22 protein-coding genes are annotated in these 25,933 nt (G+C 32.7%); 6 read left to right on the top strand and 16 right to left on the bottom strand.

Annotated elements, in window-relative coordinates:
* From OLM53_RS02475 to OLM53_RS02440, 8 genes are read right to left on the bottom strand one after another with little or no spacing between them, the layout of a single operon-like run.
* Entirely contained in the window at positions 1-741 is a 741-nt protein-coding gene (locus OLM53_RS02475; protein ID WP_264521480.1) for an acyl-[acyl-carrier-protein] thioesterase, read from the bottom strand.
* Positions 741-1,658 (bottom strand): tRNA (adenosine(37)-N6)-dimethylallyltransferase MiaA, encoded by a 918-nt coding sequence (gene miaA, locus OLM53_RS02470; protein WP_264521479.1) that lies wholly within the window; start codon positions 1,656-1,658, stop codon positions 741-743. The genes OLM53_RS02475 and miaA overlap by 1 nt, the downstream gene beginning before the upstream one ends.
* Positions 1,655-3,016 carry an exonuclease domain-containing protein gene (locus OLM53_RS02465; RefSeq protein WP_264522409.1) on the bottom strand — a complete coding sequence of 454 codons (1,362 nt, stop codon included), beginning with the start codon at positions 3,014-3,016 and terminating at the stop codon, positions 1,655-1,657. Before OLM53_RS02465 ends, miaA begins: the two co-directional genes overlap by 4 nt.
* Before the next feature lie 18 nt (positions 3,017-3,034).
* A complete protein-coding gene (locus OLM53_RS02460) occupies positions 3,035-3,688 on the bottom strand; it encodes a YggS family pyridoxal phosphate-dependent enzyme (RefSeq protein WP_264521478.1) in 654 nt (217 codons plus the stop codon).
* A 2-nt stretch (positions 3,689-3,690) separates the two neighbouring features.
* Complete coding sequence (locus OLM53_RS02455; RefSeq protein WP_264521477.1) at positions 3,691-4,077, bottom strand: hypothetical protein; 387 nt, start codon at positions 4,075-4,077, stop codon at positions 3,691-3,693.
* 15 nt (positions 4,078-4,092) lie between these two features.
* Positions 4,093-5,310: a DUF1015 domain-containing protein gene (locus OLM53_RS02450; protein WP_264521476.1), complete on the bottom strand. Its 1,218-nt coding sequence runs from the start codon at positions 5,308-5,310 to the stop codon at positions 4,093-4,095.
* Between the two features lie 3 nt (positions 5,311-5,313).
* Positions 5,314-6,201 (bottom strand): 3-hydroxybutyryl-CoA dehydrogenase, encoded by an 888-nt coding sequence (locus OLM53_RS02445; protein WP_264521475.1) that lies wholly within the window; start codon positions 6,199-6,201, stop codon positions 5,314-5,316.
* A 9-nt stretch (positions 6,202-6,210) separates the two neighbouring features.
* Complete coding sequence (locus OLM53_RS02440) at positions 6,211-7,185, bottom strand: Gfo/Idh/MocA family protein (protein ID WP_264521474.1); 975 nt, start codon at positions 7,183-7,185, stop codon at positions 6,211-6,213.
* Positions 7,186-7,282: 97 nt separating this feature from the next.
* Between OLM53_RS02440 and OLM53_RS02435 the strand changes: the two genes are divergently transcribed.
* Both OLM53_RS02435 and OLM53_RS02430 read left to right on the top strand, forming a co-directional pair.
* The gene (locus OLM53_RS02435; RefSeq protein ID WP_264521473.1) at positions 7,283-7,924 is read left to right on the top strand and encodes a protein-L-isoaspartate(D-aspartate) O-methyltransferase; all 642 of its coding nucleotides are present in this window, start codon (positions 7,283-7,285) and stop codon (positions 7,922-7,924) included.
* Between the two features lie 36 nt (positions 7,925-7,960).
* Positions 7,961-11,707, top strand: a complete 3,747-nt coding sequence (locus OLM53_RS02430; protein ID WP_264521472.1) for a DUF3857 domain-containing protein — start codon at positions 7,961-7,963, stop codon at positions 11,705-11,707.
* A 32-nt stretch (positions 11,708-11,739) separates the two neighbouring features.
* On the opposite strand, the gene smpB is transcribed toward OLM53_RS02430, so the two are convergent.
* Positions 11,740-12,192: an SsrA-binding protein SmpB gene (smpB, locus tag OLM53_RS02425; RefSeq protein WP_264521471.1), complete on the bottom strand. Its 453-nt coding sequence runs from the start codon at positions 12,190-12,192 to the stop codon at positions 11,740-11,742.
* Positions 12,193-12,332: 140 nt separating this feature from the next.
* Here smpB and OLM53_RS02420 point away from each other — a divergent pair, with 140 nt between their 5' ends.
* Together OLM53_RS02420 and OLM53_RS02415 are read left to right on the top strand one after the other, a co-directional pair.
* Positions 12,333-12,971, top strand: a complete 639-nt coding sequence (locus OLM53_RS02420) for a porin family protein (protein ID WP_264521470.1) — start codon at positions 12,333-12,335, stop codon at positions 12,969-12,971.
* Positions 12,972-13,110: 139 nt separating this feature from the next.
* Positions 13,111-14,622, top strand: a complete 1,512-nt coding sequence (locus tag OLM53_RS02415) for a S8 family peptidase (RefSeq protein WP_264521469.1) — start codon at positions 13,111-13,113, stop codon at positions 14,620-14,622.
* A gap of 223 nt (positions 14,623-14,845) precedes the next feature.
* Here the strand turns inward: OLM53_RS02415 and OLM53_RS02410 are convergent, their stop codons facing one another.
* A complete protein-coding gene (locus OLM53_RS02410) occupies positions 14,846-17,635 on the bottom strand; it encodes a leucine-rich repeat domain-containing protein (RefSeq protein ID WP_264521468.1) in 2,790 nt (929 codons plus the stop codon).
* 557 nt (positions 17,636-18,192) lie between these two features.
* Here OLM53_RS02410 and OLM53_RS02405 point away from each other — a divergent pair.
* A complete protein-coding gene (locus tag OLM53_RS02405) occupies positions 18,193-18,423 on the top strand; it encodes a VF530 family protein (RefSeq protein ID WP_264521467.1) in 231 nt (76 codons plus the stop codon).
* Between the two features lie 60 nt (positions 18,424-18,483).
* Here the strand turns inward: OLM53_RS02405 and OLM53_RS02400 are convergent, their stop codons facing one another.
* Complete coding sequence (locus OLM53_RS02400; protein ID WP_264521466.1) at positions 18,484-19,044, bottom strand: GNAT family N-acetyltransferase; 561 nt, start codon at positions 19,042-19,044, stop codon at positions 18,484-18,486.
* 228 nt (positions 19,045-19,272) lie between these two features.
* On the bottom strand, positions 19,273-20,133 hold the full coding sequence (locus OLM53_RS02395; RefSeq protein WP_319799856.1) for an aldose 1-epimerase family protein: 861 nt from the start codon (positions 20,131-20,133) through the stop codon (positions 19,273-19,275).
* Between the two features lie 328 nt (positions 20,134-20,461).
* Between OLM53_RS02395 and OLM53_RS02390 the strand changes: the two genes are divergently transcribed.
* Positions 20,462-20,962 carry a CAP domain-containing protein gene (locus tag OLM53_RS02390; RefSeq protein ID WP_264521464.1) on the top strand — a complete coding sequence of 167 codons (501 nt, stop codon included), beginning with the start codon at positions 20,462-20,464 and terminating at the stop codon, positions 20,960-20,962.
* Positions 20,963-21,051: 89 nt separating this feature from the next.
* On the opposite strand, the gene OLM53_RS02385 is transcribed toward OLM53_RS02390, so the two are convergent.
* The 4 genes from OLM53_RS02385 to OLM53_RS02370 form a co-directional block, all read right to left on the bottom strand.
* Positions 21,052-21,645 carry a PolC-type DNA polymerase III gene (locus tag OLM53_RS02385; protein WP_264521463.1) on the bottom strand — a complete coding sequence of 198 codons (594 nt, stop codon included), beginning with the start codon at positions 21,643-21,645 and terminating at the stop codon, positions 21,052-21,054.
* 3 nt (positions 21,646-21,648) lie between these two features.
* On the bottom strand, positions 21,649-23,565 hold the full coding sequence (locus OLM53_RS02380) for a DUF294 nucleotidyltransferase-like domain-containing protein (RefSeq protein WP_264521462.1): 1,917 nt from the start codon (positions 23,563-23,565) through the stop codon (positions 21,649-21,651).
* Between the two features lie 231 nt (positions 23,566-23,796).
* Positions 23,797-25,323 carry a DEAD/DEAH box helicase gene (locus OLM53_RS02375; protein WP_264521461.1) on the bottom strand — a complete coding sequence of 509 codons (1,527 nt, stop codon included), beginning with the start codon at positions 25,321-25,323 and terminating at the stop codon, positions 23,797-23,799.
* Between the two features lie 76 nt (positions 25,324-25,399).
* Positions 25,400-25,915 (bottom strand): DUF6155 family protein, encoded by a 516-nt coding sequence (locus OLM53_RS02370; RefSeq protein ID WP_264521460.1) that lies wholly within the window; start codon positions 25,913-25,915, stop codon positions 25,400-25,402.
* Positions 25,916-25,933: the final 18 nt, after the last annotated feature.

Below are 25,933 nucleotides of genomic sequence, written 5' to 3'. Positions count from 1 at the left end.
TTATTTACAATCTATTTGGAGTGCGAAACAAGTTTTGTCAGATGAACTTACAGTAAATACCATTGGATTTTCGGTTTTACTCTTTCCAATAGAAATAGTTTCCCCTAAGGCAACTTCTTTTAAATAATTCATTTCAAAACTTATAATCTCCCGATTTTGTATTGTTCCTGCATCAATTGCATCCAAACACCATTCAAGGTATTTTACACTATTAGCATGATTAACAATATCTAAATCTGAAAGCAGGATTTTTTTTTCAGCTAAAAATGTTTTAGCAAAGGTGGTGTCAATTTTAGAAAATTGCAATTCAGTTGCTTTATCATCTGGATATTTTTTAAAATGTTCGTGTGGCAAAGCCAATGACTCAGGGCGACGCGTACTGGTATTAAATACTGCCCAAAAAGTTTCACACCCTACTATTTTTTCATCACCTATATAAAGTTCCAAACAACGGACAGAACGTGAGTTTTCTAATGAATTAATCCATGTTTTTACTGTTACAACTTCTTTCCATTTAGGTAATCGTTTAATTTCAACTCTCATTCTACTCAAAACCCAAGCCTGATGATGCTCTTGCATATCACTAAAACTAATACCTCCTAACTCGGCATGAACACCAGCCGTTAATTGCAAAATGTTGCATAAGTCGGTATATTTCAAATAGCCATTAGGATAGCATTGCAAAAAATTAATTTCCCAATCTTTAGATAGTATAGAAGTAAAGTCCTTTGAAATGGGCATTATAACTTTGAGTTTATATAATTAATAATTTCATTGGCCTCACTTTTAAAATCAAACCATTTTACATTTTCCGTATTTCTAAACCATGTCATTTGTCTTTTGGCAAAACGTCGAGTATTTTTCTTGATCTCCTCAATTGCAAATGCTAATGAAATCGTTCCATCAAAATAATCAAACAACTCCCGATAGCCAACCGTTTGTAAGGCATTAAGTTCTTTATTAGGATACAATGTTTCAGCTTCCTCTAAAAGGCCTTCATTCATCATAATATCCACACGTTGATTAATTCTGTCATACATAATTTCTCTTTCTGCTTCAAGTCCAATTATAATAGGAGTGAAGTTGCGTTCGTTTTTCTTTTGATTAAGAAATGAAGAGTAAGGTTTCCCAGTTCCGTGGCAAACGGTAACAAACCTTTTCATACGTTGTGGATTTTGTAAAGTTTGAGGGTTTTCAATCTCCATTTTTTGATAATAATCAAAGTCTAATTTTTTCAACTCCTGCTGAAGGTAAGTGATTCCAAGTGCTTCAAAATCAGTGTTTATTTTTTCTTTAATTGTATTTTCAATTTCTGGAAAATCATCAAATCCTTTCAGTATTGCATCTACATATAATCCTGAACCTCCAACCAAAATTTGAATATTATTTTTCAGAAATAACTCATCCAACTTTGTAATAGCTTCCTTCTCAAAATCACCAACGGTATACTTTTCAAAAATAGATTTATTTTGTATGAAATGATGTGTAGCCGAATGTAATTCCTCTTTACTAGGAACGGCTGTCCCAATTCTCATTTCTTTATAAAACTGACGACTATCGCAAGAGATAATATCACATTCAAAATGTTTTGCCAAAGCAATGCTTAAGGAAGTTTTTCCTATAGCTGTTGGACCAATTATGGTAATTAAGTAATTCAAAACTTAACAATCTTAATCACTTTATTGCGACGTAAATACCCTTGAATTATAGTTCTGGTGTCACGATTGTTTTGCATCGGAATGATAATATTCTTTAGTATCTCAATGTTGTTAATTTGGTAATTCAAATCATAAAAACAATAGCCTTTATAAATTCCGTTTTCTATCAATACAGCACAGCGTTCATCAACCGATCTTCCTCTATCAACAATAACCATATTGTCGTTTTCAAAAGCCATTTCGGTCATAAATTCATGTACACGCTCATTATATAATTCGGGAGCTTCTTTGCCTAAACAAGCGCCATTACATTCTTTTATTTTGTATTGAAAACAACCATTTTGGGTTTCGTATAAGCCATTTATTTTTTGACATAAATTATACTTTTCAGTAATCTTTAAAAGTGAATTTTTTCCTTCTTGGATAGAAGTAAATGAAGTGATTTCCTTTTTTCTACCATCCGCTTTTAACAATTTTAAAGCCAAATAACCCTTTTCATTTTTCTCAGAATACAAAGCCCATTGAAATATCGTTTTTCGTTGTGAACGATTGTAAATAGGTTTGTTGATTTTAATTTCTTCGCTTTCTTTCAAAAGAGCAATCAATTCGCTTCCGGTAACTTCATAAGTTACGGCAAATACTTCGCGTTGAATTTTTTTGCTTTTTCCTGAGGTTCCTGTAAAATGCTGATTAATTCTTTTTTTAATATTCCGACTTTTACCAATATAAATCAAATCGCCTTTCTCATTATGAATATAGTATATCCCTGTTTTGGAAGGCAAACTTTCAACTATATCAAGCAACTTCGGAGATAATCCTTTTTTGATTTCGGCTTTTATTAAACTGATTAAAATCTCCTTCTTGACATCTTTTTCCAAAAGCATTTTGAACAATTTAACGGTAGCCATAGCATCTCCACTGGCACGATGTCTATCTGTTACCGGAATGCCGAGCGCTCTAACTAATTTTCCTAAACTATAAGAAAGTTGTCCTGGAATCAATTTTTGTGAAAGCTCCACCGTACAAAGTGTCGGCCTAATATAGTCATAGCCTAATCGACTGAATTCTGTTCGCAAAATTCTATAATCAAAGGAGGCGTTGTGAGCTACAACAATGCAATCTTGAGTAATCTCGATGATGCGTTTGGCAATTTCATAAAACTTTGGGGCAGAGCGCAACATGGCATTATTTATCCCTGTTAATTTTACCACAAAAGGCTGAATTGGTTTTTCGGGATTAACCAAACTAATAAATTGATCTACCACTTCATGTCCGTCAAATTTATAGATGGCAATTTCAGTAATGCCCTCTTCGTTAAATTGACCTCCAGTGGTTTCTATGTCGAGTATTGCGTAAATAAGACTTGTATTTAATGTTTATGATCTTCCTCCAAATATACTACTTCCAATGCGAACCATAGTACTACCACAATCAATAGCAAGCTGATAATCTCCAGACATTCCCATAGAAAGCGTTGTAAATTGTGAATTGTGAATAGTGAATTTATCAAATATGGATTTTAAATGCTGAAATTCTTTTTTGATTTGAACTTGATTATCAGTAAACGTTGCCATTCCCATTAAACCAATCACATTTATATTTTCTAAGCTTTTGAATGTAATTGAATTCAAAAGCTCCTCTAATTCTTTCTCATCTAAACCAAATTTGGTTTCCTCTTCAGCTATATATATTTGTAGCAAACAATTAATAACTCGATTATGTTTCTTCGCTTGCTTGTTGATTTCTTCTAACAACTTCAAACTATCTACACCATGAATTAAACTCACATATTCTGCCATGTATTTCACCTTGTTGGTTTGTACGTGACCAATCATATGCCATTCAATATCTTTCGGCATGACTTCCCATTTTTCAGTCATTTCTTGAATTTTGTTTTCACCAAAAATACGTTGACCTGAATCATAGGCTTCCATCAAATCGGCAACAGGTTTTGTTTTAGAAACGGCTACAAGAGTTACCTGAGAGGGTAGAGAAGACTTTATTTTAAGAAGGTTTTGTTGAATTGACATAGTTACCCTTTTGGCTTGAAATAGATTTCTAATTTCCCCATTTCTTTTGGTGCTGATTTATCAACATTCAAAATCATCACTATTTTTTTCTTTTCTAAAGAAGTTATAGTCGATTTTAAAACACCATTAACCAGTAACTCAATATTTTTCTTTTTAGAATTGTATTGCCATTTCCCAGATATGGTTCCGTTGGCTAAATAGGTATTGTCAGATTTAAACGTATATGTCAATGACTTCATTTGTCCCATCTTTTCTACCTTCAGACCACCCATCATGGCATAATCAGCTACCCAAGCTTTACACAGATTCTTATTAATAGCTTCTTTTTTAGATATGTTCTGAGAATAAACAGTTCCAGATAACAATAATAATATAAGTAGTTTTTTCATTGATAAGTTGTTTAATTATAATTCATAAACCATTAATCCACTTCTGAATTTAGGTTCGATATATGTACTTTTAGGAGGCATAATCAAGTTGTTATCAGCCAAAGCTTTGATTTCAGAAATATCAGAAGGGTAGAGCATAAAACCTACTTCAAATTCACCTTCATCCACCAATTCTTTTATAGTGGCAATAGATTGCTTGCCTGGAATGTATTCAATGCGCTCATCATTTCTCAAATCTTCAATACCTAACAAAGGTTGCAATACTTTATCGTATAAAATTTGGGCATCTAAATTCTGTAAAATAGAAGGTTGCTTATTTTCTTGTTTATAGAATAAAGCATAAAAATGGCCATCGAGATACATACCGAATTCAAACTTACTTTGTGGCTTCCACAATTCTTGCTCTTTGTCTTTAATGATGAAATATTCAGAAAGTTTTTCAATAAAATCTCCTTTAGAATAGCCATTCAAGTCTCTTATGATTCTATTGTACTCATAAATTTTTACATTGCTTTCTGCTATCAAAAAACTCATGAAATAATTTAGATTTTCATTACCTAAATGATGGTCTTCATCATAAAGTAATTCTGCAGAAGCCGAACGGTGGTGGCCATCTGCAATATATAATTCTGGAATATTCTCAAACTGAGTTTGCAACCACTTAATTTCTTCATCGGTTTCAATTTTCCAAACTTGATGTTTCTCTTTATTGGTGGTCGAATAATTATAAATGGGTTGGCTTTTTTTCTTATTAGCAATCCAAGTATTTAGGGTTTCATTATCTGGATAAGTTATTAAAACGGGCTCTGTGTTGAAGCCAGTTTGATGCAAATAATCTTTAAAATATTCCACACGATATTGCAAAGTGTCTTCGTGTTTTTTAATGATATTATTCTTGTAATCTTCAATGGAAGTGCCAGCTACAAAACCTGTGAATGTCTGCACTTTAGTTTGGATTTCATATAGAAAAAAAACGGCTTTGTCTTCTTCCATAAAAATCCCTTCTGTTTTAAAATCTTGGTATTTATGAGTAACTCCTTTAAAACGTTTGTCCAATGTAATTTTTTGAGAATACATATACGCTGGATGAATCACATGTAAAAAGGAATACGGATTAAAACTCAACCAAGCAGCAAGCTCAGCCGAACTATAATCATCATAATTTCTGCAAGTCACCAAGGCTACTTTATCGGGTGTTGGACGAACCGCTTTAAAAGGGATTATTTTGCTCATGTTTTAAGCGAATTGTTTCGAAACTTTCTCTGCTTTTTTAGATTCCGAATAATCATAAAAACCTTCTCCTGATTTTACTCCCAATTTACCAGCCATAACCATATTAACTAAAAGGGGACAAGGAGCATATTTTGGGTTTTTAAAACCTTCATACATCACGTTTAATATCGAAAGGCAAACATCAAGTCCAATAAAATCGGCTAGTTGCAAGGGTCCCATAGGATGTGCCATTCCCAATTTCATAACAGTATCAATCTCACTCACACCTGCAACTCCATTGTACAAGGTTTCGATGGATTCGTTAATCATTGGCATCAAAATTCTATTGGCAACAAATCCCGGGTAATCGTTGACTTCAGTTGGAGTCTTGCCTAATTTCAATGATAAATCCATAATGATTTTAGTCACTTCATCCGAAGTTGAATATCCTCTAATTATTTCCACCAATTTCATTATCGGAACTGGATTCATAAAATGCATTCCAATCACTCTTTCAGGATGCACTACTTGTGCCGCAATTTGTGTAATAGAAATCGAAGAAGTATTGGTAGCCAAAATCACATTGTGATCGCAAATGTCACTCAGTTGTTTGAAGATACTCAATTTCAATGTTACGTTTTCTGTTGCGGCTTCCACTACTAAATCGGTTCCCACAACACCGTCTTTTATATCGGTATAAGTGATAATGTTACTTATAGTTTTATGTTTGTCTTCTTCAGTAATGGTTCCTTTAGTTACCATTCGGTCAAGGTTTCCGGCAATAGTAGCCATTCCTTTTTCCAATGATTTTTCCGAGAGATCAATTAGTTTTACGGTAAAACCGCATTGTGCAAAAGTATGAGCTATTCCGTTGCCCATAGTTCCTGCGCCTATTACAGCTATTGTTTTCATTATGTTGAGTTAGTTTGATTTTTGTTTCATAGAATCGATAATCATATAAGCCACACGTAAGGCTTCTGTTCCATCTTCTAAAGTAACTATTGGTGTAGTATTGTTATTGATGGCATCTGCAAACGTTTCTAATTCGTCTAAAATGGCATTATTGTGACTAACTTCAGGATTAGCAAAATAAATTTGTTTTTTTTCGCCTTCTGCATTTTGCAAAATCATATCAAAATCTCCAGGCACTTCAGGAGCTTCTTTCATTTTCACTACTTCACAAGTCTTATCTAAATAATCTACAGAAATATAAGCGTCTTTTTGGAAGAAACGTGACTTACGCATATTCTTCATAGAAATTCGACTCGAGGTAATATTAGCTACACATCCATTATCAAATTCTATACGAGCATTAGAAATATCAGGAGATTGACTCAAAACAGATACACCACTAGCATGAACCTCTTTTACTTTTGATTTTACAACACTCAAAATAGCATCAATATCATGAATCATCAAATCCAAAACTACAGGCACATCAGTACCACGCGGATTGAATTCAGCCAAACGATGCGTTTCAATAAACATAGGGTTGTCAATCATATTCTTCACTGCTGTAAAAGCCGGATTAAATCGTTCCACATGACCCACTTGTCCTTTGACTTGGTATTCTTTGGATAAAGCAATAATCTCTTCCGCCTCTTCCACTGTGGTAGAAATAGGTTTTTCTATAAAAACATGTTTTCCAGATTTGATAGCAACTTTAGCACATTTGTAATGAGAAAGGGTAGGAGTTACAATATCAATAACATCTACAGCGTGAATTAATTTGGCAATAGTATCAAATTGTTTGTATCCAAATTCGGCTTCAATTTTTGCACCATTTTCATGATTTTCATCGTAAAAGCCAACAAGTTCGTATTTTTCAGATTGTTGTAATAAACGCAAGTGTATTTTTCCGAGGTGACCAGCACCTAAAACGCCAACTTTAAGCATAAAAATAAATTTTATCAAAAATAGAAATTAATTAATAATTGGGAATTGATAATTGATAATTTGTTTTCTATTTTTACGAAATAAATTACTACCCAAATTGAAAGATACAAGCAAACATCAAGGACTTCGAAATCAACTAGCCAAATTATTAGAAGAAAAAGGGATTACTGACTCAGCCGTTTTAGATGCTATTCGAAAAATTCCGCGCCATTTATTCTTAAACTCCAGTTTTGAAGATTTTGCCTATCAGGACAAAGCCTTTCCTATTGGAGCTGGGCAAACCATTTCTCAACCCTATACCGTAGCCTTTCAGAGTCAGTTATTACAAGTTAAAAAAGAACAAAAAATTCTTGAAATTGGTACAGGTTCTGGGTATCAAACCGCTGTTTTAGTGGCTATGGGAGCCAAAGTGTATTCAGTAGAAAGACAAAACGAACTCTTTAAAACTACTTCCGCTTTATTACCCAAATTAGGCATCCGACCAAAACATTTATCATTCGGTGATGGCTACAAAGGATTACCTAATCACGCTCCGTTTGATAGCATCATTGTTACCGCTGGAGCACCTATTATCCCTAAAGCCTTAATGGCACAATTAAAAATAGGAGGAAGGCTCGTTATTCCTGTTGGTGATAAAGAACAAGTAATGACCATGCTCATTCGCAAAAATGAAACACAGTTTGAAAAGCATGAATTTGGTGATTTTAAGTTTGTTCCTTTATTAGAAAATAAAAATTAATATATTGCATCAGTCTCAACTAAATTGTGAGTTTATATGAAAAAAACAATTACTATTTGCCTTTTAATTTCTCAATTTGTAATCTCACAAACAACAGAAACTAAAATCTGGAATTTACTCTTAAACAACAAAAGAACAGAAGCCAGAAAACTATTTGATCAAGAACTTAAAGCAAAAAAAAATGCGTCAATAGATGTTTTTCTACTAGATAATTTTATTGATTTAGAAAGTGGTAAAAACGATTATGATGATGCTTTTATAAAATCTCTCGCTGCATTTCCAGAAAGTAACTACTATATAAATCCATTATTTAGAAGGCAATTTATCTTAGATGAAATCCAAACAGTAGGTTTCAACGATAATACTTATAAAAAAATAGATGCTATGGCTTTCTTGGATGTTTTTAAAAATAATCCAATCGTCATATACTACAAAGCCACAGCGGATAGAAATAGAAAAGATTATGCTGGTTTTGCCAATCATATAAAGCAACTAAATTCTATCATGGACTGGCAATTTTGTGGTCCGTTTGAAAACTTAAACGATAGCGGAATTGATACAGAATATGAACCAGAACTATATCCTAAAAATGACAAACAATTTGATGCTAATAGTAATGGTATAGTTTCTTGGTATAATCCTAAAATAATTCAAAATGAAGGATACCAAACGTTCTCTAACGAAAATGAATATGGAAATGCCATAATGTATTCTCAAGTATTTGTAGATAACCCTGTTGAACAAGAAGTTGTTTTTAATTTTGGGATGAGTGCTTCCCTTAAAATTTTTGTAAACGATGTAGAAGTATATGGAAACACCCTCAACAAATTATCGGATCTAAATGCTTATAAAATTAAATTGCTTTTACCAAAAGGAACGAATAGAATCCTTGTGAAATCAGCTATTACAAATGGAAATAGCTATTTCTTTTTAGCTTTAACGGATAAGCAAAACCAACCCATTTCAAATTTAACTTATAATAACAGTTATAAAGAGTATACCAAATCAACCACACAATCCCTTAAGGTGGAGGAAATAATCCCAGATTATGAGGCTTATTTTGTCAATAAAGTAAAAGCTAATCCAACTAATGTCTTTTATAAAATTTTACTTTTCGATTCATATATTCACAATAGAAAATTAGAATTGGCCCAAGATATCATTGAAGATTTAGACAAACAATATCCAAACAGTTCAATGATAAAAATTCGATTGGCTAAATACTACAATTTTAAAGATGACGATCAAAAGCTTGAAGAAATCAAGAAAAACATAGAAATTCAAGATCCGGATTATTATTTTGCCTTAGCCACCAAAGCCCAAAATACAGATTGGATATCATCTATCAGTATGACCGAATTAGAAACATACCGAGATAGAGCCAAAAAATTGAAATCTCCTTTAATAGGGATTTTATATGATTTTTATATCAATGCTAGAAACTCTAACATAGATGCGATGATTGTTAACTTAGATGAATTGTTCGCTAAATCAAACAACAGTGAATTTTACATTACAAACTTAGCCAAGTTGTATGATACTTTAGAAAAGAAGAAAGAAAAAACAATAGCAATGCTAGAAGAGTTAGTAGCAAAAAAATCCAATTTTGATGCTTTAAGTAAATTAGTTGTCTACTACAGAGATGCAAATCGTAAAGAAGATATTAAGCGTTTGTTCTTAGAAAGAAAGAACACTTTGCCATATTATACAGGCGTAGCATCTGATTATATTAGCATTTTAATTGAAGAAAAAAAATACAATGAAGCTTTAGAAGAAATCAATAATTCTTTAGCGCTATTCCCTTACTCTTTTTACTTATTAGAACAAAAAGGACAGGTTTACAATTACATGTCGAATGTAAAAGAAGCCGAAAAATATATTCGACAATCTCTATCGCACAATTCTGGTAATAGCGAATTAAGAAAACAATTATATGATATTACTAAAACCCCTGATGAGATAGAAGAAATAGATATCAAAGACAAATACAAAGCCATAAAAGAAAGAAGAAAATCACAACTTAAAAGTGATTATGGTGTTGTAACATTATTTGATGAATATATCGTTAATATTTTGCCTGAAGGGGGAACAAAATCAAAAGTAGTTTTACTTTATGAAATCACAACAGAGAAAGGTATAGAGGAAATGAAGGAATACAATTTAAACACCAATTCTATTACATTACAAAAATCAGAAATTGTAAAAGAAGATGGTAGTTTGGTTCCAGCAGATAAAGGGGAGGGGACTTTGGTTTTCCCTAATTTAAAAGTGGGTGACGTAATTTACTTGGAATATGAATATTTCAATAATTCTAGCGGAAGATTTTATAAAGATTTCAATTTGAGTTGTTATTTCAACAGCACTTATCCAACGGTAGAATCTATGTTTGCTATCATCAATCCAACGGATGTTAAGTACAACACCAAATTTAGCAATGGCGATATTGTGCCAACAATCAAAAAAATAAATAATAAAACGTGTACTATTTGGAGAAGAACTAATGTTCCTGCCATGCCATTATTGGAATCAAATTCAAAAAATTATAATGATTTAACGAATTCTGTTAATGTTAGTTCTATTAAATCATGGACAGATATCTCAAACTGGTATTCCGATCTAGTAAAAAAATCACTTAAACTAGACAAAATTACCAAAACCACCTTTGACCTTATTTTTCCTAATGGTTCAGCCGGAATGAATCAGGAAGATATTGCCAAAAAGATATACACTTACATCGCAGAAAATATCAAATACAGCTCACAAGATTTTAGACAAAGTGGCTATGTTCCTCAAAAACCATCCATAACCATTACCACCAAACTTGGAGATTGTAAAGATGTTTCAACACTTTTCGTCGCACTAGCGCAATTAGCAAATGTTAAAGCAAACTTGGTTTTGGTTTCCACAAACAATAACAGTGCACAGCTAATGTCATTACCTTCAAGAGAATTCAATCATTGCATCGTAAAAGCTATTATTGACGGTAAAGAGGTGTTTTTAGAATTAACTGATAAATATTTACCTTTCAAAGCTTTGCCAATTTCATTATATAAAGCCAATGCCTTAGTTATTTCTTTTGATAAAGCCGAAAACGAAAAATCATCAATTATAAAAATACCGTTCGATAGCGCAATCAAAAATGAAATTATTACCAATAGTGTTGTAAATCTATCTGAAAATGAAATTACACTAACGAACACTCATAAAGTTATTGGAGCCAGCAAAGCTTATTTTAATGAATTATTTTCAGAGGCTACAACTGATGACGTAAGAAAAAAAGAATTAGAAGAAGATTATAATGCCAAACTCAAAAAAAATATCAAGCTTCAAAACATCAAATTAATAAACAATAAATCCCTTGATGATAGTATTGAGTTTGAAACGAAACTTTTAGTTAATGAAAAAATCAAAAATGTTGGAAACCTAAAAATTGTTGATTTACCTTTTATTGACAAAGTATATACGCGCGATATAGTAGCCGAAGAAAACAGAAATTACGATATCAAGTACATAACCTACGAAAATAATCTAGACTATAATTCTACTATTGTTTTAAATATTCCAGCCGACAAAAAGTTCACAGAAATTCCAGAAAACAAAAGCTATACCTATAAAAATCACAGTTATTCTATAAACTTCGAGTTGATTAAACCTAACTCTCTAAAAGTCTCCAGAATAGTAACAACACCATGGGACAATATTACAACTGCAGAATACGCTGATTATAAAAAATACGTAGAGGAAGTGATTGCCAACGAAGATCAAGTTGTCGGTTACAAATAATAAAAAAATCCACCTAATGGTGGATTTTTTATTTAATACATCTTTTTAATTCTGTCAATATCTCTTTTAGTGTCTTGCTCTTTTAGAGATTCTCTCTTGTCATAAGTCTTCTTTCCACGACAAAGCCCAATATCCAATTTAGCTATCCCTTTTTCATTAGTAAACAACTTCAACGGAATAATAGTAAGTCCTTTGGTTTCAGCATTTTTTTCAAGCTTTCTTAACTCTCGTTTATTCAATAACAATTTACGCTCGCTTTTAGCTTTGTGATTAAATTGATTGCCATATAGGTATTCATCAATTTGGGTATTGATAGCAAATAACTCGCCATTGTGAAACTCACAAAACCCTTCAGTAATATTCGCCTTTCCTAAACGTATGGATTTAATTTCTGTACCAGTTAAAACAATCCCAGCAGTATAGGTTTCGATTATTTCATAATCAAATTTAGCTCGTTTATTAAGGATGTTTATTGTTTTTAACATAGGAGCGCAAATGTATGAATTCTTCAAGCAATTTGGGAAGAAATTAGCAATAAAAAAAATATTCAAACTATGATTTATATCAGTTTTTTGGAGAAATCTTCCCGCTAATTTTGACCTATAATTTTAAACCAAAAATCAAAATGAAAAAATTATTATTAGCAGCAGGAATCGTCTTAGTTACTTTAACTGCTCAAGCACAAGAAAAAAGTCAAGGTCTTAAAGGCGCATGGTGGGCAACAGCTCAATTTGGTTACCAACAAACAAAATCGGGTGATACTAAAGGAACCAATTTAACTGTTTTACCATTAGCAGGGTATTTCATTTCACCATCAGTTACTGTTGGAGCTGGGGTAGGTATGATAAACATCAAAGCCGAAAATGCTACTGGTACAACTGCTAACACTAACTTAATAGTAGTTGAACCTTTGATTAGAAAATATTGGAATGTAGCTGGTAATTTCTATTTCTTCGGGCAATTAGCCGCACCAATTATTTCTGGTAAAGAAAAAGAAGCAGATACCAAAGTATCTCAATATGGTCTAGCTATGTCTGGTGGTATGGATTTCTTCGTGACCAAACATTTCTCAGTAGAGTTTTCTTATGACTTGGCCAATTTTACATCAACTACTATCGATCCAGCTACCGGAAACAAAACTACGGTTACTAATTTCTCACTTGCTCACGTAGCTTCTGCAGATCCAACTTACATTAGTGCCCTAGGTGGAAGTATGCCAAACTTGACTACTCCATTGTCATTCGGATTCAAATTCGTGTTTTAATTTATGAGTTAATAGGTTAGTAATCCGACTTGTCGGATACTAGAAACCGCCTTTCTTGATTGATTGGCGGTTTTTTTATTGTTGTTTTTCAGAAAAAATGTTAAATTGCTCGTGTCAAACCAATTAAAACCAACAAATTATGTCCAAAAGAATTATCAAACTACTTCTTTTATCATTGATTATTTTCTCATCCTGTTCCAAAGAAGACTCAATGGATAAAAACGCTATCGTAATTGAAGACTCCAAAAAAGACCCACTAACACCTGCTCAAATCAATGCTAAAATAGACCAAGCCTTAAACACTAACCACACCTTCAATTGGAGTGATGCCGATTCACATCTTCTTTGGAGTGCAGTAGTAAAAGGTAATAACGTCCTAACCATTGGTTTCGGTAATTCGAAAAATGATTTCGAAAGAGCCAAATCTTCTAACAATGCGCAAATCCAAAAAGAACTCTTAGCCATCATCACCTCTTATGAAGGAACTACTTTAGACAAGGTGCTAATCAATGCCGATGCTCAGCTAAATCTAATGGATGTCATGGTTACCAAACAAGAAACCATAATAGCCTTACGTCAATCACAATACATTCGCTATATAGAACCTGCTGACTATAGATATTTAGAAGTACGCGATGCTCAAAGTCGTTCTAGCGCAGGTACAAGCTCAGGTTGTGGCTATGATGCCGAAGTCTTGGCTGCAGCCGATTATACAACCATAACGCCTAACGCAAAAGTGCCTTGGACATTCACCCAACACAATATCCCTAATGCTTGGAGTTTAAGCACAGGAGCCGGAATAACCATTGGTATAGTTGACACTGGAGTTTCGCCAAATCAATCGCTGTTAGGAGCTAATTTCAATAATGGATTGTCCTCAGGAAGAAGCATCCAAAAAAACGGAGTATATGTTGATTCTATTTGGCCATGGAGCACCGGATATGATGGTGTAAATGATTTATGCGGACACGGAACTAGCATGGCGGCCACAGCTGCAGCACCAAGAAACGATAAAGGATTGCCTGTGGGTGTTGCTTACAACGCAAATTTAGTTACTTACAGAGCCGCTTACAATGTAGTTTTAGATGGCTATCAAGAACAAGAAGGCGTTAAAAAAGCGTTCACCGCTTTAGCCGATAATGCTAAAGTAAAAATCATTTCCATGTCAATGGGATACATTTTCTCAGTAGGTAAAATAGAAGATGCTATCAAATACGCCTACGGAAAAGGAAAACTAATCTTCTGCGCCGCCGGAACTTCTACCAGTTTCACCACGTTTGTTGGCGTAATCTTCCCAGCTTGGATGCCTGAAACAGTAGCCGTAACCGGAGTAAAAGAAGGGGCAACTTACCAGGCCTGCAGCGATTGCCATACAGGCAGCAAAGTCGATTTCACGGTAGTAATGCAAAGAGCCGCTTCAGGAAACACAGTACCAGTAGATAGCTACTACGAAAACCAAACCGATTACATTGGAGGTTCCTCAGTAGCCACGGCCACCACAGCAGGAATAGCAGCCCTAGTTTGGTCTAAAAACCCAACCTGGACCAGAGACCAAGTCCTAACCAAAATGAGACAATCCGCCAACCTATACCCAAACAGAAACGCTGATTTCGGGTACGGAAACATCAATGCTTTCTTAGCGGTACAATAAACATAAGCGTCAGTTCGAGTGTCCCGATTTTAATCGGGATGTATCGAGGACCTTTAAAAATACAAAAGCCCGACTTATAGAGTCGGGCTTTTTAGATAAATAAATGCCTATGATACTTTATATTTAAAATCCCTTTAGGGATGTAATACGGGTAGAAAAAAATCAATCCAAAAATAATCCCTTTAGGGATGATATAAATTACCTATCATGAATTATACAAAAACTACTCTTTAATAAACTTCCCTGTAGCACTTCCTTTATCACTAGTCATTCTAACAAAATAATTGCCACTTTGCAACCCCGAAACATCAATAGTGTCATTCGGATTAGTAATCACTTGCACTAATTGACCAAGTGTATTGTAAATACTCAAGGAGCTAATTACAACATCTTGCTTAGTAGTAATAGTCAAATTATTCTTTGCAGGAACTGGCGACAAAGTAAACACACTTCCAAAATCAAAATCCTGTGTCCCCAAAGTAGCGATAGTAGTCGTTGCGGTATTAGTAACAATAGGAAAATTATAATCAAAGTAAATGTTAGCACTATTACTAAACGTATTGCCTACAACAAGGGTAGGTAAGGTTTTAATCTTAAACGCTACATACCCAGTATTCGCTCCAGTAGCAAAAGGCAAGTTGATGTTTTGAAAAATAAACTCTACCTGATTAGTATTTGAAATTCTAGTAGTATAAGAAGCACTACCACTCAACGGAACCAAACTACTAACATCAAACTTAGTAGTATCAATAATATCTTTTACCACAATGTTATGAGCATTAGCCGTACCATTATTCTCAAAACGGACTAAATAATGCACATACTGTCCCACCATACTTGGAGTAATAGTAGTTCCTTCAATACAAGTTTTGTCATTGGGGTCAAAGGAATTAATTACAGTTTGATTCAAATAGGATACATTATCAAGAGGTGTTTCATCTGTACTATTTGTGATAGTTGCATTATAGCTCAAAATATCTCCTCCGTTTACTGCCGGAGTTTCTGTTGGCGAATTCACATTCAATACAACTGTTATTTCTCTTGTTTCAAATGGCAATAAGTTGCTAAAATTCCAACTCAAACTATTGGTAGCCTGACTGTCTAAAGTTGGTATAGCCGAAACATAATCTAAAACTCCATCGTCAAAAATTAAGTTTACTGAACCATTTTGCGATGCTGTTCCTTTGTTTTTATAAATGATTTTATAATTGACATCAAAACCTGGTCTTGCAACACCAATAGGAAGGATAACAACTTCTAAATCATTATGAATACCGTTAGCAGTAACACAAAAGTCCTGAACAAAAGGGCTCGAGGTTGTTGGAAAATCAACCGTTACTGTTGTGGGTGAAATACTAAAATAGGTTGGGTTTTCTAAAGTTGGTGTTAGCGTTTGTGTGCCAGCTTGAATGTCATATTGATAAGCTCCTGAAGCATCAGGTATTATGGTGCCAGTATTGGTTCCGTCTGTAATAGCCAAGTTTAAACTAGGAAGGTTTATATCTAAAACATCACAACCATTAGCATTGCTATCATAGCGATTGTTCCCTTGAATAGTATAGAAATCACCACCAGGAGTAAAACTACAATACGAATTAACATGGCAGTTGGTATAACCATATTGTACTATTTTAGTTTGAACGTCACTAACTTGATTATCATCAGCACAGATATATTTTAGATTAGGATTATTTGAAAATTCTAAAAAAACTTCAATAGCACCGTTTTTTAGAAACAAAGTGTTTAGTTGATTATTTGAACAATTTAATTGTTGAATATTAGTCAAACCACTTATATCTATACTCGTAAGTTGATTATTTAAACAATATAAAACTTGAAGATTAGTCAAGTCACCTACATTTAAGCTTGAAAATTGATTACCATTACAAACTAAAATTTGAAGATTAGTCATGCTGCTTACATCTATACTTGGCAGCTGATTATTTGAACAATCGAAATTAGTAAGATTAGTCAAACTACTTACATCGATACTTGGAAGTTGATTACTGCTACATTCTAAAATTTGAAGATTAGTCAAGCCGCTTACATCTAAACTTGACAGTTGATTATTGGAACAATTAAAACCATTAAGATTAAGCAATCCACTTACATTTATACTTGACAGTTGATTATTGGAACAACCTAATTCTCGTAGATTAGTTAAGCTGCTTAAATCTAAACTCGTAAGTTGATTATTGAAACAATATAAAATTTGAAGATTAGTCAAGCCAATTACATTCAAACTTGACAGTTGATTATTGCCACAATATAAATTAGTAAGATTAGTCAAGCCACTTAAATCTAAACTTGAAATTTGATTATCACTACAACTTAATCCTTCAAGATTAGTCAAACTACTTACATCTAAACTTGACAATTGATTGTTATAACAACCTAAAGTTTTAAGATTAGTCAAGCCATTTAAATTTAAACTTGGAATATGATTATTTGGACAATGTAAATTTTGAAGATTAGACAAGCCATTTAAATCTAAACTTGAAATTTGATTATGGGCGCAACCTAAAGTTTGAAGATTAGTCAAGCCAATTACATTTAAACTTAAAATTTGATTATCGGAACAATCTACATATTGAAGATTAGTCAAGCCACTTACATTTAAACTTGGAATTTGATTATTTGTACAATTTAACCTTCGGAGATTAGTCAATGCGCTCACATTTAAATTGGTAAGATTATCATTTATACATGTTAAAACCTGTAGATTACTAAAACTTTCTATTCCTGTTAAATCTGAAATAGAGACACTACGTAACCACAGCCATTTAATAGCTAAAGCTTCACTTACTTGTATTTCCCCATCATTGTTGGTGTCAACACTATTATAACTTGTAACATTTCCACCGTCATCAGGTGTTTGTGTTGAGGCGATATTAATTGCTGCATTCGCCGCCAACAATCTCGCCTTAAAATTCGCATCCGGAATATTAACAATCTGCGCCTTCCCAACAAATCCAAGTAACGTAATAACGAAAAGAGCGTAGTATTTTTTCATAAAAATAGTTTGAACCTCAAAGAGATAGAATTCCATTGTAAGATAATGTTACTTAAAAAAATATCCTTTTAAACTGTCAAACGGATAATCTTTATAACCTGTCAAGTTTAATCATAAAAATACCTCCAAAAACTCCGAAACTCCTTATCACATATAGGCTAGAGGTCATTTCTTTAATACACCTGCTTATCTTATTAATACATCAGCTCACCTTGTTAATACAATTGCTTATCTTGTTAATGCAACTGCTTGCCTTGTTAATACAATTGCTTATCTTGTTAATGCAACTGCTTGCCTTGTTAATACAATAGCTTATCTTGTTAATGCAACTGCTTGCCTTATTAATACAATAGCTTATCTTGTTAATACAACTGCTTACCTTATTAATACAATTGCTTATCTTGTTAATACAACCGCTTACCTTATTAATACAATGGCTTATCTTGTTAATATACTTACCTTATAATTGCAATTGCCCAAAAGTGTAGTTTTATAAAAGCTTTCTTTAAAAATGATTAGAGCAAGGGAGTTGTAGTTAATTTTCCTAATTTTACCCCATGCAAAACAACCCGTCAAAAGACCCTCTTCACGGCATGACCCTCCAAAAAATACTGGAAATTCTAGTAGACTATTACGGTTTTGACACCCTCGCTGAACTAATCAAGATTAAATGCTTTACCAACGACCCAAGCATCAAATCAAGCCTAACGTTCCTAAGAAAAACCGACTGGGCCAGAAAGAAAGTTGAAGAGCTTTACATTAAAACCTTGCCAAAGCTCAACAAATAGTACTAATAAAACGTCACTTCGAGTGATTTCGTCATTTAGGACGGAATTGTATCGAGAAGCTTAGGGCCTCCAATTCCTTTTTAGCAAAGAATAAATCACGGTGTCCCAATATTTGCCATCCCACAACTCATTCTCCAAGATGTGAGCTTCCTTCACAAAACCATTCTTCTGTAAAACCCGTTCCGAAGCAATATTATCAGGATCAATAACCGCCTCAATCGAATGCAATTGCATTTGCTCAAATCCATAAGCTACCACCGCTTTAATCGCTTCAGTAATATACCCTTTACCATTAAACTCTGGAAGCGACATATACCCAATCTCCGCACGATGATTCTCCGGCTGAATTCGGTAATGCCCAATAATACCAATAATCTTAGGCTCCCCTTTGATAGTAATACCCCAATTAATGCCAATGTTACCCTCAATCTTCTCCTCAATCATCGCAATATGGGCCAAAGCATCTTCTCGAGTTACTGCCAAAGGTCTCGGAATGTATTTCATAATCTCAGGATTCCCTCTAAGCGCCAAGACTTCATCTGCATCGTTCTCATCAAGTCGACGCAACAACAGTCTCTCGGTTTCTATATTCTGAAAAGGATGGAAGTTGATAGTTAGCATAACAATGTTTTTTAGTTAATTTACCTAAATGGATACAATTTAATTATTTTTATATTAAACACATACAAACATAGTTTTTTACAAACTTTACCAAGGCGTTTTACTTTGTCATAGCAAAATATAACTATGTGATACCAAGAATTGGTCTATAACAATCTTTTTTCTATCTAACTATGTGTTTAATTTTTTAAATATTGAATTTATATAATTACATCAAACAGCATAAAATTATAAAATTTCAATACTAAATTGATACCCTGCAGAAGAATCAACAGCTAATAACTGAATCCCTTCCTTATCTTCAATCCGCCCCGAAGCATTCAAAACATCCGAATAACCTACCCAAGGCTCCAAACAAATAAAAGGTGCACCCAATTTAGTCCATATCCCAAAATTAGGAAACCCCTCAAAACTAAAGTTTAAAATTGGCTGTCCTTTCTCAAGCAACTGTATTCGTTTAGACACCATCGACTTAAAAATCAAAGCATCTTGCTCAAAAAGTGAGTAGGAAAGGGGGAGTTTACTATCATATAAGGCAATAGTTTTTATTTTATCAGATAACAAATCGTGGTCTAAAGTATAACTAATCAAACTTTCATTAGGTTCAAATAACAAACTGTAATCTTCAAATGCATGAGGCAAAGCCAATGCCGGATGGCCTCCAATAGCATAATACATAACCTCTGAACCTTTATTAAATACTCTATAACCAATATGCAACTTCGATTCCTGAAGAGTATAAACAACCTGCAATTCAAACGAAAAAGGATAAACACTCAAACTCTCCGAATCCGAAACTAAAGAAAAAACCACTTCATGTTCACTTTGGGAAACCAATTCAAATACTCGGTCTCTAGCAAAACCATGACGCGATAGGGTATAGGCCTTATTCTTATAAGTAAAAGTACTATCCTTCAAAGTTCCCACAATAGGAAACAAAATAGGGGAGTGCTTCCCCCAATAATCCGGATTTCCCTCCCAGATATATTCTGTTTGGGTTCCCATACGTTGCAATGAAACCAATTCAGCCCCTTTATGCCGAATCGTAGCCGATAATTTTGAATTAGTGAGGGTTGTTGTCACGTGCATTTATTTTAGATTACAAATATATTTTATTATCTCATTTTACTATCAGAAGTTCACAAAAAGAAGGAAGAATTTATCATCGATGAAATGCAATAAAGTAGGAAATATTCTTATAATGAACACAATATAGTGTATTTCATCGATTTTATTTGCTACTTTAACGGTAAAAGTAGTAGTATTGTCTAACCAAATCAAACAACACGTTCTTACAATACTATTTAAATAAAGTGTTTGCCCCACATCTACTAGCTTTAAATAATATATTCTGTCAATATTAACTAAATAAAGTGTTTGCCCCACATCTACTTTATTAAAAACTTAACCTACTACTATGAAAGCAAAAATGTTTAGAGCATTGTTGCCGTTAGCAATCGTGTTCACTATGGTTTCTTGTTCTTCTAACTCTTCAGAAGATAATTCAACTGCCAATAAAGTTGTAACTACTTACAACTATAATGACACCGAATTAAAACTAATCACGCTTATCAACAATCACCGTCAAAGTATTGGATTGAATGCTCTAGAAGTAATCAATCATATCTCTTACAAATCAGAAGAGCACAATATTTACATGATTGATAATAAAGTGGTAAACCACGATTATTTCCAACAAAGATCAGACAATCTTATTGCTGTATTAGGAGCTACAAAAGTAGGTGAGAACATCGCCTACAATTACCAAAATGCTGAAAGTGCATTCAGCGCCTGGATGAATAGTCCAGCTCACAAAGCCAATTTAGAAGGTGATTATACCCATTTTGGGATTTCAGTTTCGATAGATCCTGCAACAGGGAAAAAATATTACACAAACATGTTCATTAAGAAAAAATAATGACATACTGTACAAAAGAAAAATAGTTTGATTATTGTTTTGTTTGATTTTGACAGATCGGAAAACCCACTAACTAAAGTGGGTTTTTTTTATTTAAATCCTAATCTGGTTTTCAATTTTAAAAATAACAAAGCTATAGAATAAGCATCATCCGAAGCAGAATTTCGTTCACTTTGCGGAATTTTATAATGCTTCACTAAATCATCCAATGAAAAAGATTTCGTAATATCCATCAACTTTTGATGCATAATCTCCACATCCAAAGCCTCATTCTTTAGTTTACCACATTCCATTTTTTCCAATACACTATTAATCATTTCAATATCAAAATGAATTCGGTGACCCACTAAAACAGCATTGCCAATATATTCAACAAGAGCTTGAATAGCTTGTGGCTCAGCTAATTTTGATAATTTACTTTCGATTAAAAATTCATTAGACAACCCATTGTCATGAAGGTATTTGTATTGCAAAATGACCACTTCAAAATTATCTCCAATACGAATAATATCATTAACAACAGCTAGAGCTCCAAAAGATAAAATAACATCCTTTCTTGGATTCAAACCAGTCGTTTCTGTGCTTAAAATGACATATCTGTTAGGTTTGGTTTCAAATTTTGCTAGATATAATTTCCAAAAATCGGGGTATTCCTTGTTTATATTTTTAATCCAATCAAGCATAATTTATGAGAATTGGGTTAATTGAAATTTATCTTTTATTAATTCTTCCAATTCTTTCATTGGAGACAAGGCATTCTTAAGTCTTTCTTTATCTACCTTAGACATTTCCTCCACATTAATATAATCACCAGAAGTATCATTTTTAAGTCCTTCCAAAGTTCTAAACTTAGATAAGATTAAAAAGGCATCGGCACAATTCAAATAGATTTCAGAAAATTTAGGGTCAGCAATAGCCAATTGCTTAAATCGCAAATAGGTATTATTAATTCCTTTTAAATTCAAACTAATAGCAAATAAACGAGCAGCATCAACTAAAGGCATAATAGCTCTATTTTTGATATCAAACTTTCCTTTGTTTTCGCCTTCTTCTTCCAAATTGAATTTTTTGAAAAAGTTAAGAGGAGGATTTTTCCTTAAGGCATCATTCCCAAGGTAATCAAAGAATAGGGCATTGTTTCTACTATTCTTGAATATTAAGTCATTCAGAGCATCTTCAATTTTACTTTCCCCAAATACAATTTCATAATCAAAAAAGATACTGCTAATATCATTAGATTTTTCACCAGGGGTTTTCATCCAGTTATTATACTGTTTAATCCAATCGGATAAGGATTTACACCAAAGCATATTACTAGCCATATGCCCATTAGGACAAAATTGATAGCCCACTTTTTCTAAAATAGAAGTAGCTCTTTTGGCCAATTTTAAAAAGTAATCTTTAACATCTCTATAATTTTCAGCCGCTACATCTTCAAAAACTAAAATACTATCTTGATCGGTCAATAAAAACTGTTCTTTCCTTCCTTGACTTCCAATACTAAACCAAGCAAATCGGGCTGGAGGTGAGCCTAAATCAAGAATAGCCAATTCAATGGAACGTTTTATAATAGCTGTAATGATTTCTCCAGAAATATTATAAATATGAGGTAACGGAATATTCTTAGCAATCGAAGTTTGTATCAATTCCGTTAATTTTTCACGAACTAATTTAAGTTCCTTAGGAGATAGAGATCGTTTAATCTCTTTAATTAAAACTCCAGGGTTATTAGCTTGAGCTACAATTAAATCATGCTCTGAAATAATTCCTTTAACCTCTGATTTATCGGAACCATCAACAGTTACACACAAGTGACTAACATTGTGTTTTAACAATAAAAGTTGAGCCTCAGCCACAGAAACATTCTCAGGAACAGTAATCACCGGAGAAGACATTACTTTATCAATAGTACTAATAAGTGGAAATCTTCCATTGGCAATTTTTGATCTAAAGTCAGTATCCGTAATAATTCCGATTGGATAGTTTTGCTCAGTAATAACGGCATTATCCATTAAATTTTCTGTCATCAATTGAGCCACATCTTTAACAATAGAAGTAATGGCTACTTTTAAAGGGGTTTTATTATATGCTAATGACTGAAAATATTGTATTTCATTTTGCTGATTTTCCCCATAAACATTATCTGTTAAAAGTCGACCGCGGTTTTCTTTATCAAAAGGATTTCTAGTATTTGTAGCAAAGCTTTCTAACAAAAAGTCTAAAACTTGCTGATTCTGAGCCACAAAAGGCTTAAATGAGTTGATAGGAATGGCATATACAATACTGTCTTCACGGGCCTTAGCCGTCATCATATAGTTGTTTTTAGCAAAAAAAGGTCGTAAACCAAAGACATCACCAGGATAGCATTTATTTAATAATGTTTCTTCAGCATCAGCAATAACGGAAAGATTTATTACACCAGAAGCCACCACATAAAAACTATCATGCAGTTTATCATTTATTTGAAACAACGTTTTATGTTTGTCTAAATTTACAACGCCAATACTTGTGGCAACTTGTAAAAGTTCAACGTGAGTCAAATAACTAAATGGTGCGTATTCTTTTAAAAAATTGGCAATATTTTCAGCAACAGAATTACTCATTTAAAATTTATTGTATGAGTTACAAAAATAACAAAGGTTTAGAGAAGTAAAAGACTATTGTTAAAAAGATTTTAAAACTAAATATTATGCATAGAGGTGTTCGTTTTTGAAATAAACTATTTTACATAATATAAATTATGATTTAAAAATATTAAATAATATAAAGTAATATTATTGATTATAAAATATTAATTATAAGCAAAATAAACTCCTTTATCTAAATAATAAAATTTAAAAATTAATTTCTCTAAATAATTTACCAATAGCTAATGTTAATTTAGTTTTATAATCCTCAATCAACCATTCTCGATAATTTTTACTAGTTTTTCCTAAACAATTCACATATCGCTTAATCCGACTTTCAATATCATCATTTAAAAGTTTAGATAACATTCTTGCTTGGGTAAGTTCTTTTGTATTCTCAACACACATTAAAGCATGTTGCTGTATTGATATCTCGAGAACTTCTTTAGAACGTTTATTCAAAGCAGTTATTCTTTTAAATTCTCCTTCAATATCAATAGTTATGTTAGTCGTTTTGGAAAACATTTTTCTAACATCATCAGGCATTACATATTTGAAATTATTTTCGATTTCAACATCATCTCTTAAACTTTCCAAATAATATTCAGGTGATTTAAAGATATGTTGCCAATCTACTGGGTCATTCCACAATCCAAATCGTAATGCATTATTTCCTAAATCAATAACCGTAAAATTATCTTTATTAGGCAATTTTCTAGAACCACGTCCAATCATTTGAAAATATAATGTTAATGATTTGGTAGCCCGATTCAATATAATACTTTCAACCGTTGGTTCATCAAAACCTGTTGTCAATATACCAACAGAAGTTAAAATAGCATCTGGTGTTTTCTTGAACCAATGCAAAATATCTTTTCTATCTTCAGCAGATGTAGTATTGTCAAGATGCTTAATTGGAAATCCAGCTTCTCTAAAAGTCTCATATACATACAATGAAGTATGAATTCCATTATTGAAAATCAATGTTTTCTTTCCTAATGATTTTTCGGTGTAAGCATGCAGTAATTTTTCTTGCATTACCATATTCATATACAAATCATCAGAAGATTTAACTGTGTAATCACCATTAATACCAACTTTTAATGAAGTTAATCCAACATCATAACTATAAGTTGTTGCTTTTGCTAAAAACCCTTTATCAATCAATGATTGAATAGTATCACCAACAATTAATTCATCATAATTGTTATGCATCGGTAACTTGATATTAGAACTCAATGGTGTAGCGGTAACTCCTAAAATAAAAGACTTTTTAAATTGACTAAATAGTTTTCTAAATGAATTGTAATGTGCTTCATCGATAATAACCAAACCCACATTATCAATCATTAACTTCTCATCATTCAATCGGTTTTTCAACGTTTCAACCATAGCTACGAAACAAGAATATTCATCTTGATCTGGCAATTCTTTGATGTTACTATTGATGATTTTGTTTTTGACGTCGAATCCTTTAAGCATTTTTGAAGTTTGCTTACAAAGTTCAATTCTATGAGTTAAAACGACTACTTTTTTATTGTGTTGAGACAAATAACGTCTAACAATTTCAGAAAAAATAACTGTTTTTCCTCCACCTGTTGGGAGTTGATAAAGCAAATGATGATCACTTGGAGCGTTATCTAAACGATCAAAAATTTTGTCAATATCGCCTTTTTGGTAACCGTAAAGTTCCTTTTTCTCTTCAATTTCGGTAATAATATCTTTTTGAGACATAGCGATTTGTACAATTTTGCAAAAGTACACCTAAAAAAGAGTTATCTCCAAAATTAAATAATTTATTTACAATAATTTAATATTCGAAACGCTCAACTATTGCACTGAATTCATATTGATTAACCCAATTTTGTTGAATAGCTTCTTCCTTTAGAGCTTCTACTCTACTTTTAAATTCATCCAAAATACCATTTTCAATTAAAAAGCTTACAGCTTGTTGAAAAGAAGTGAGCATACTTTTAAAAAACAATTCTTGTTTAATGACTTTTTCTGAAGAATAGGCTTGAGCAATTTCAATGGTATACAACATGATATCTGCAATCATAAAAACATCAACACCTAACGAAATAAAATGTTTTATATATTTCTGTGCCACTGAACGACGCATTTTAGCTTTTTTCCCTTTAATAGGGAAATATTCATTGGAAATTTTAAACTTGGCTTCCTGTACTAGTTTATTTTCATTTGGATTAAAAACAAAATCATAATAGACCTTTACATCTTTAAATTTATCATACATCTCAACAAGTTGCTCTTCCAATTGAGTTTTGTTTAGTTCATTGAGATACTTTTTTAAGTCGCGCTTGCTCATCGTTTAGATTATAAAAGC

The organism is Flavobacterium sp. N1994 (assembly GCF_025947145.1).
Lineage (GTDB): Bacteria > Bacteroidota > Bacteroidia > Flavobacteriales > Flavobacteriaceae > Flavobacterium.
The sequence above is the reverse complement of the archived record's forward strand: the minus strand, read 5'-3'. Positions and strand labels throughout refer to the sequence as shown.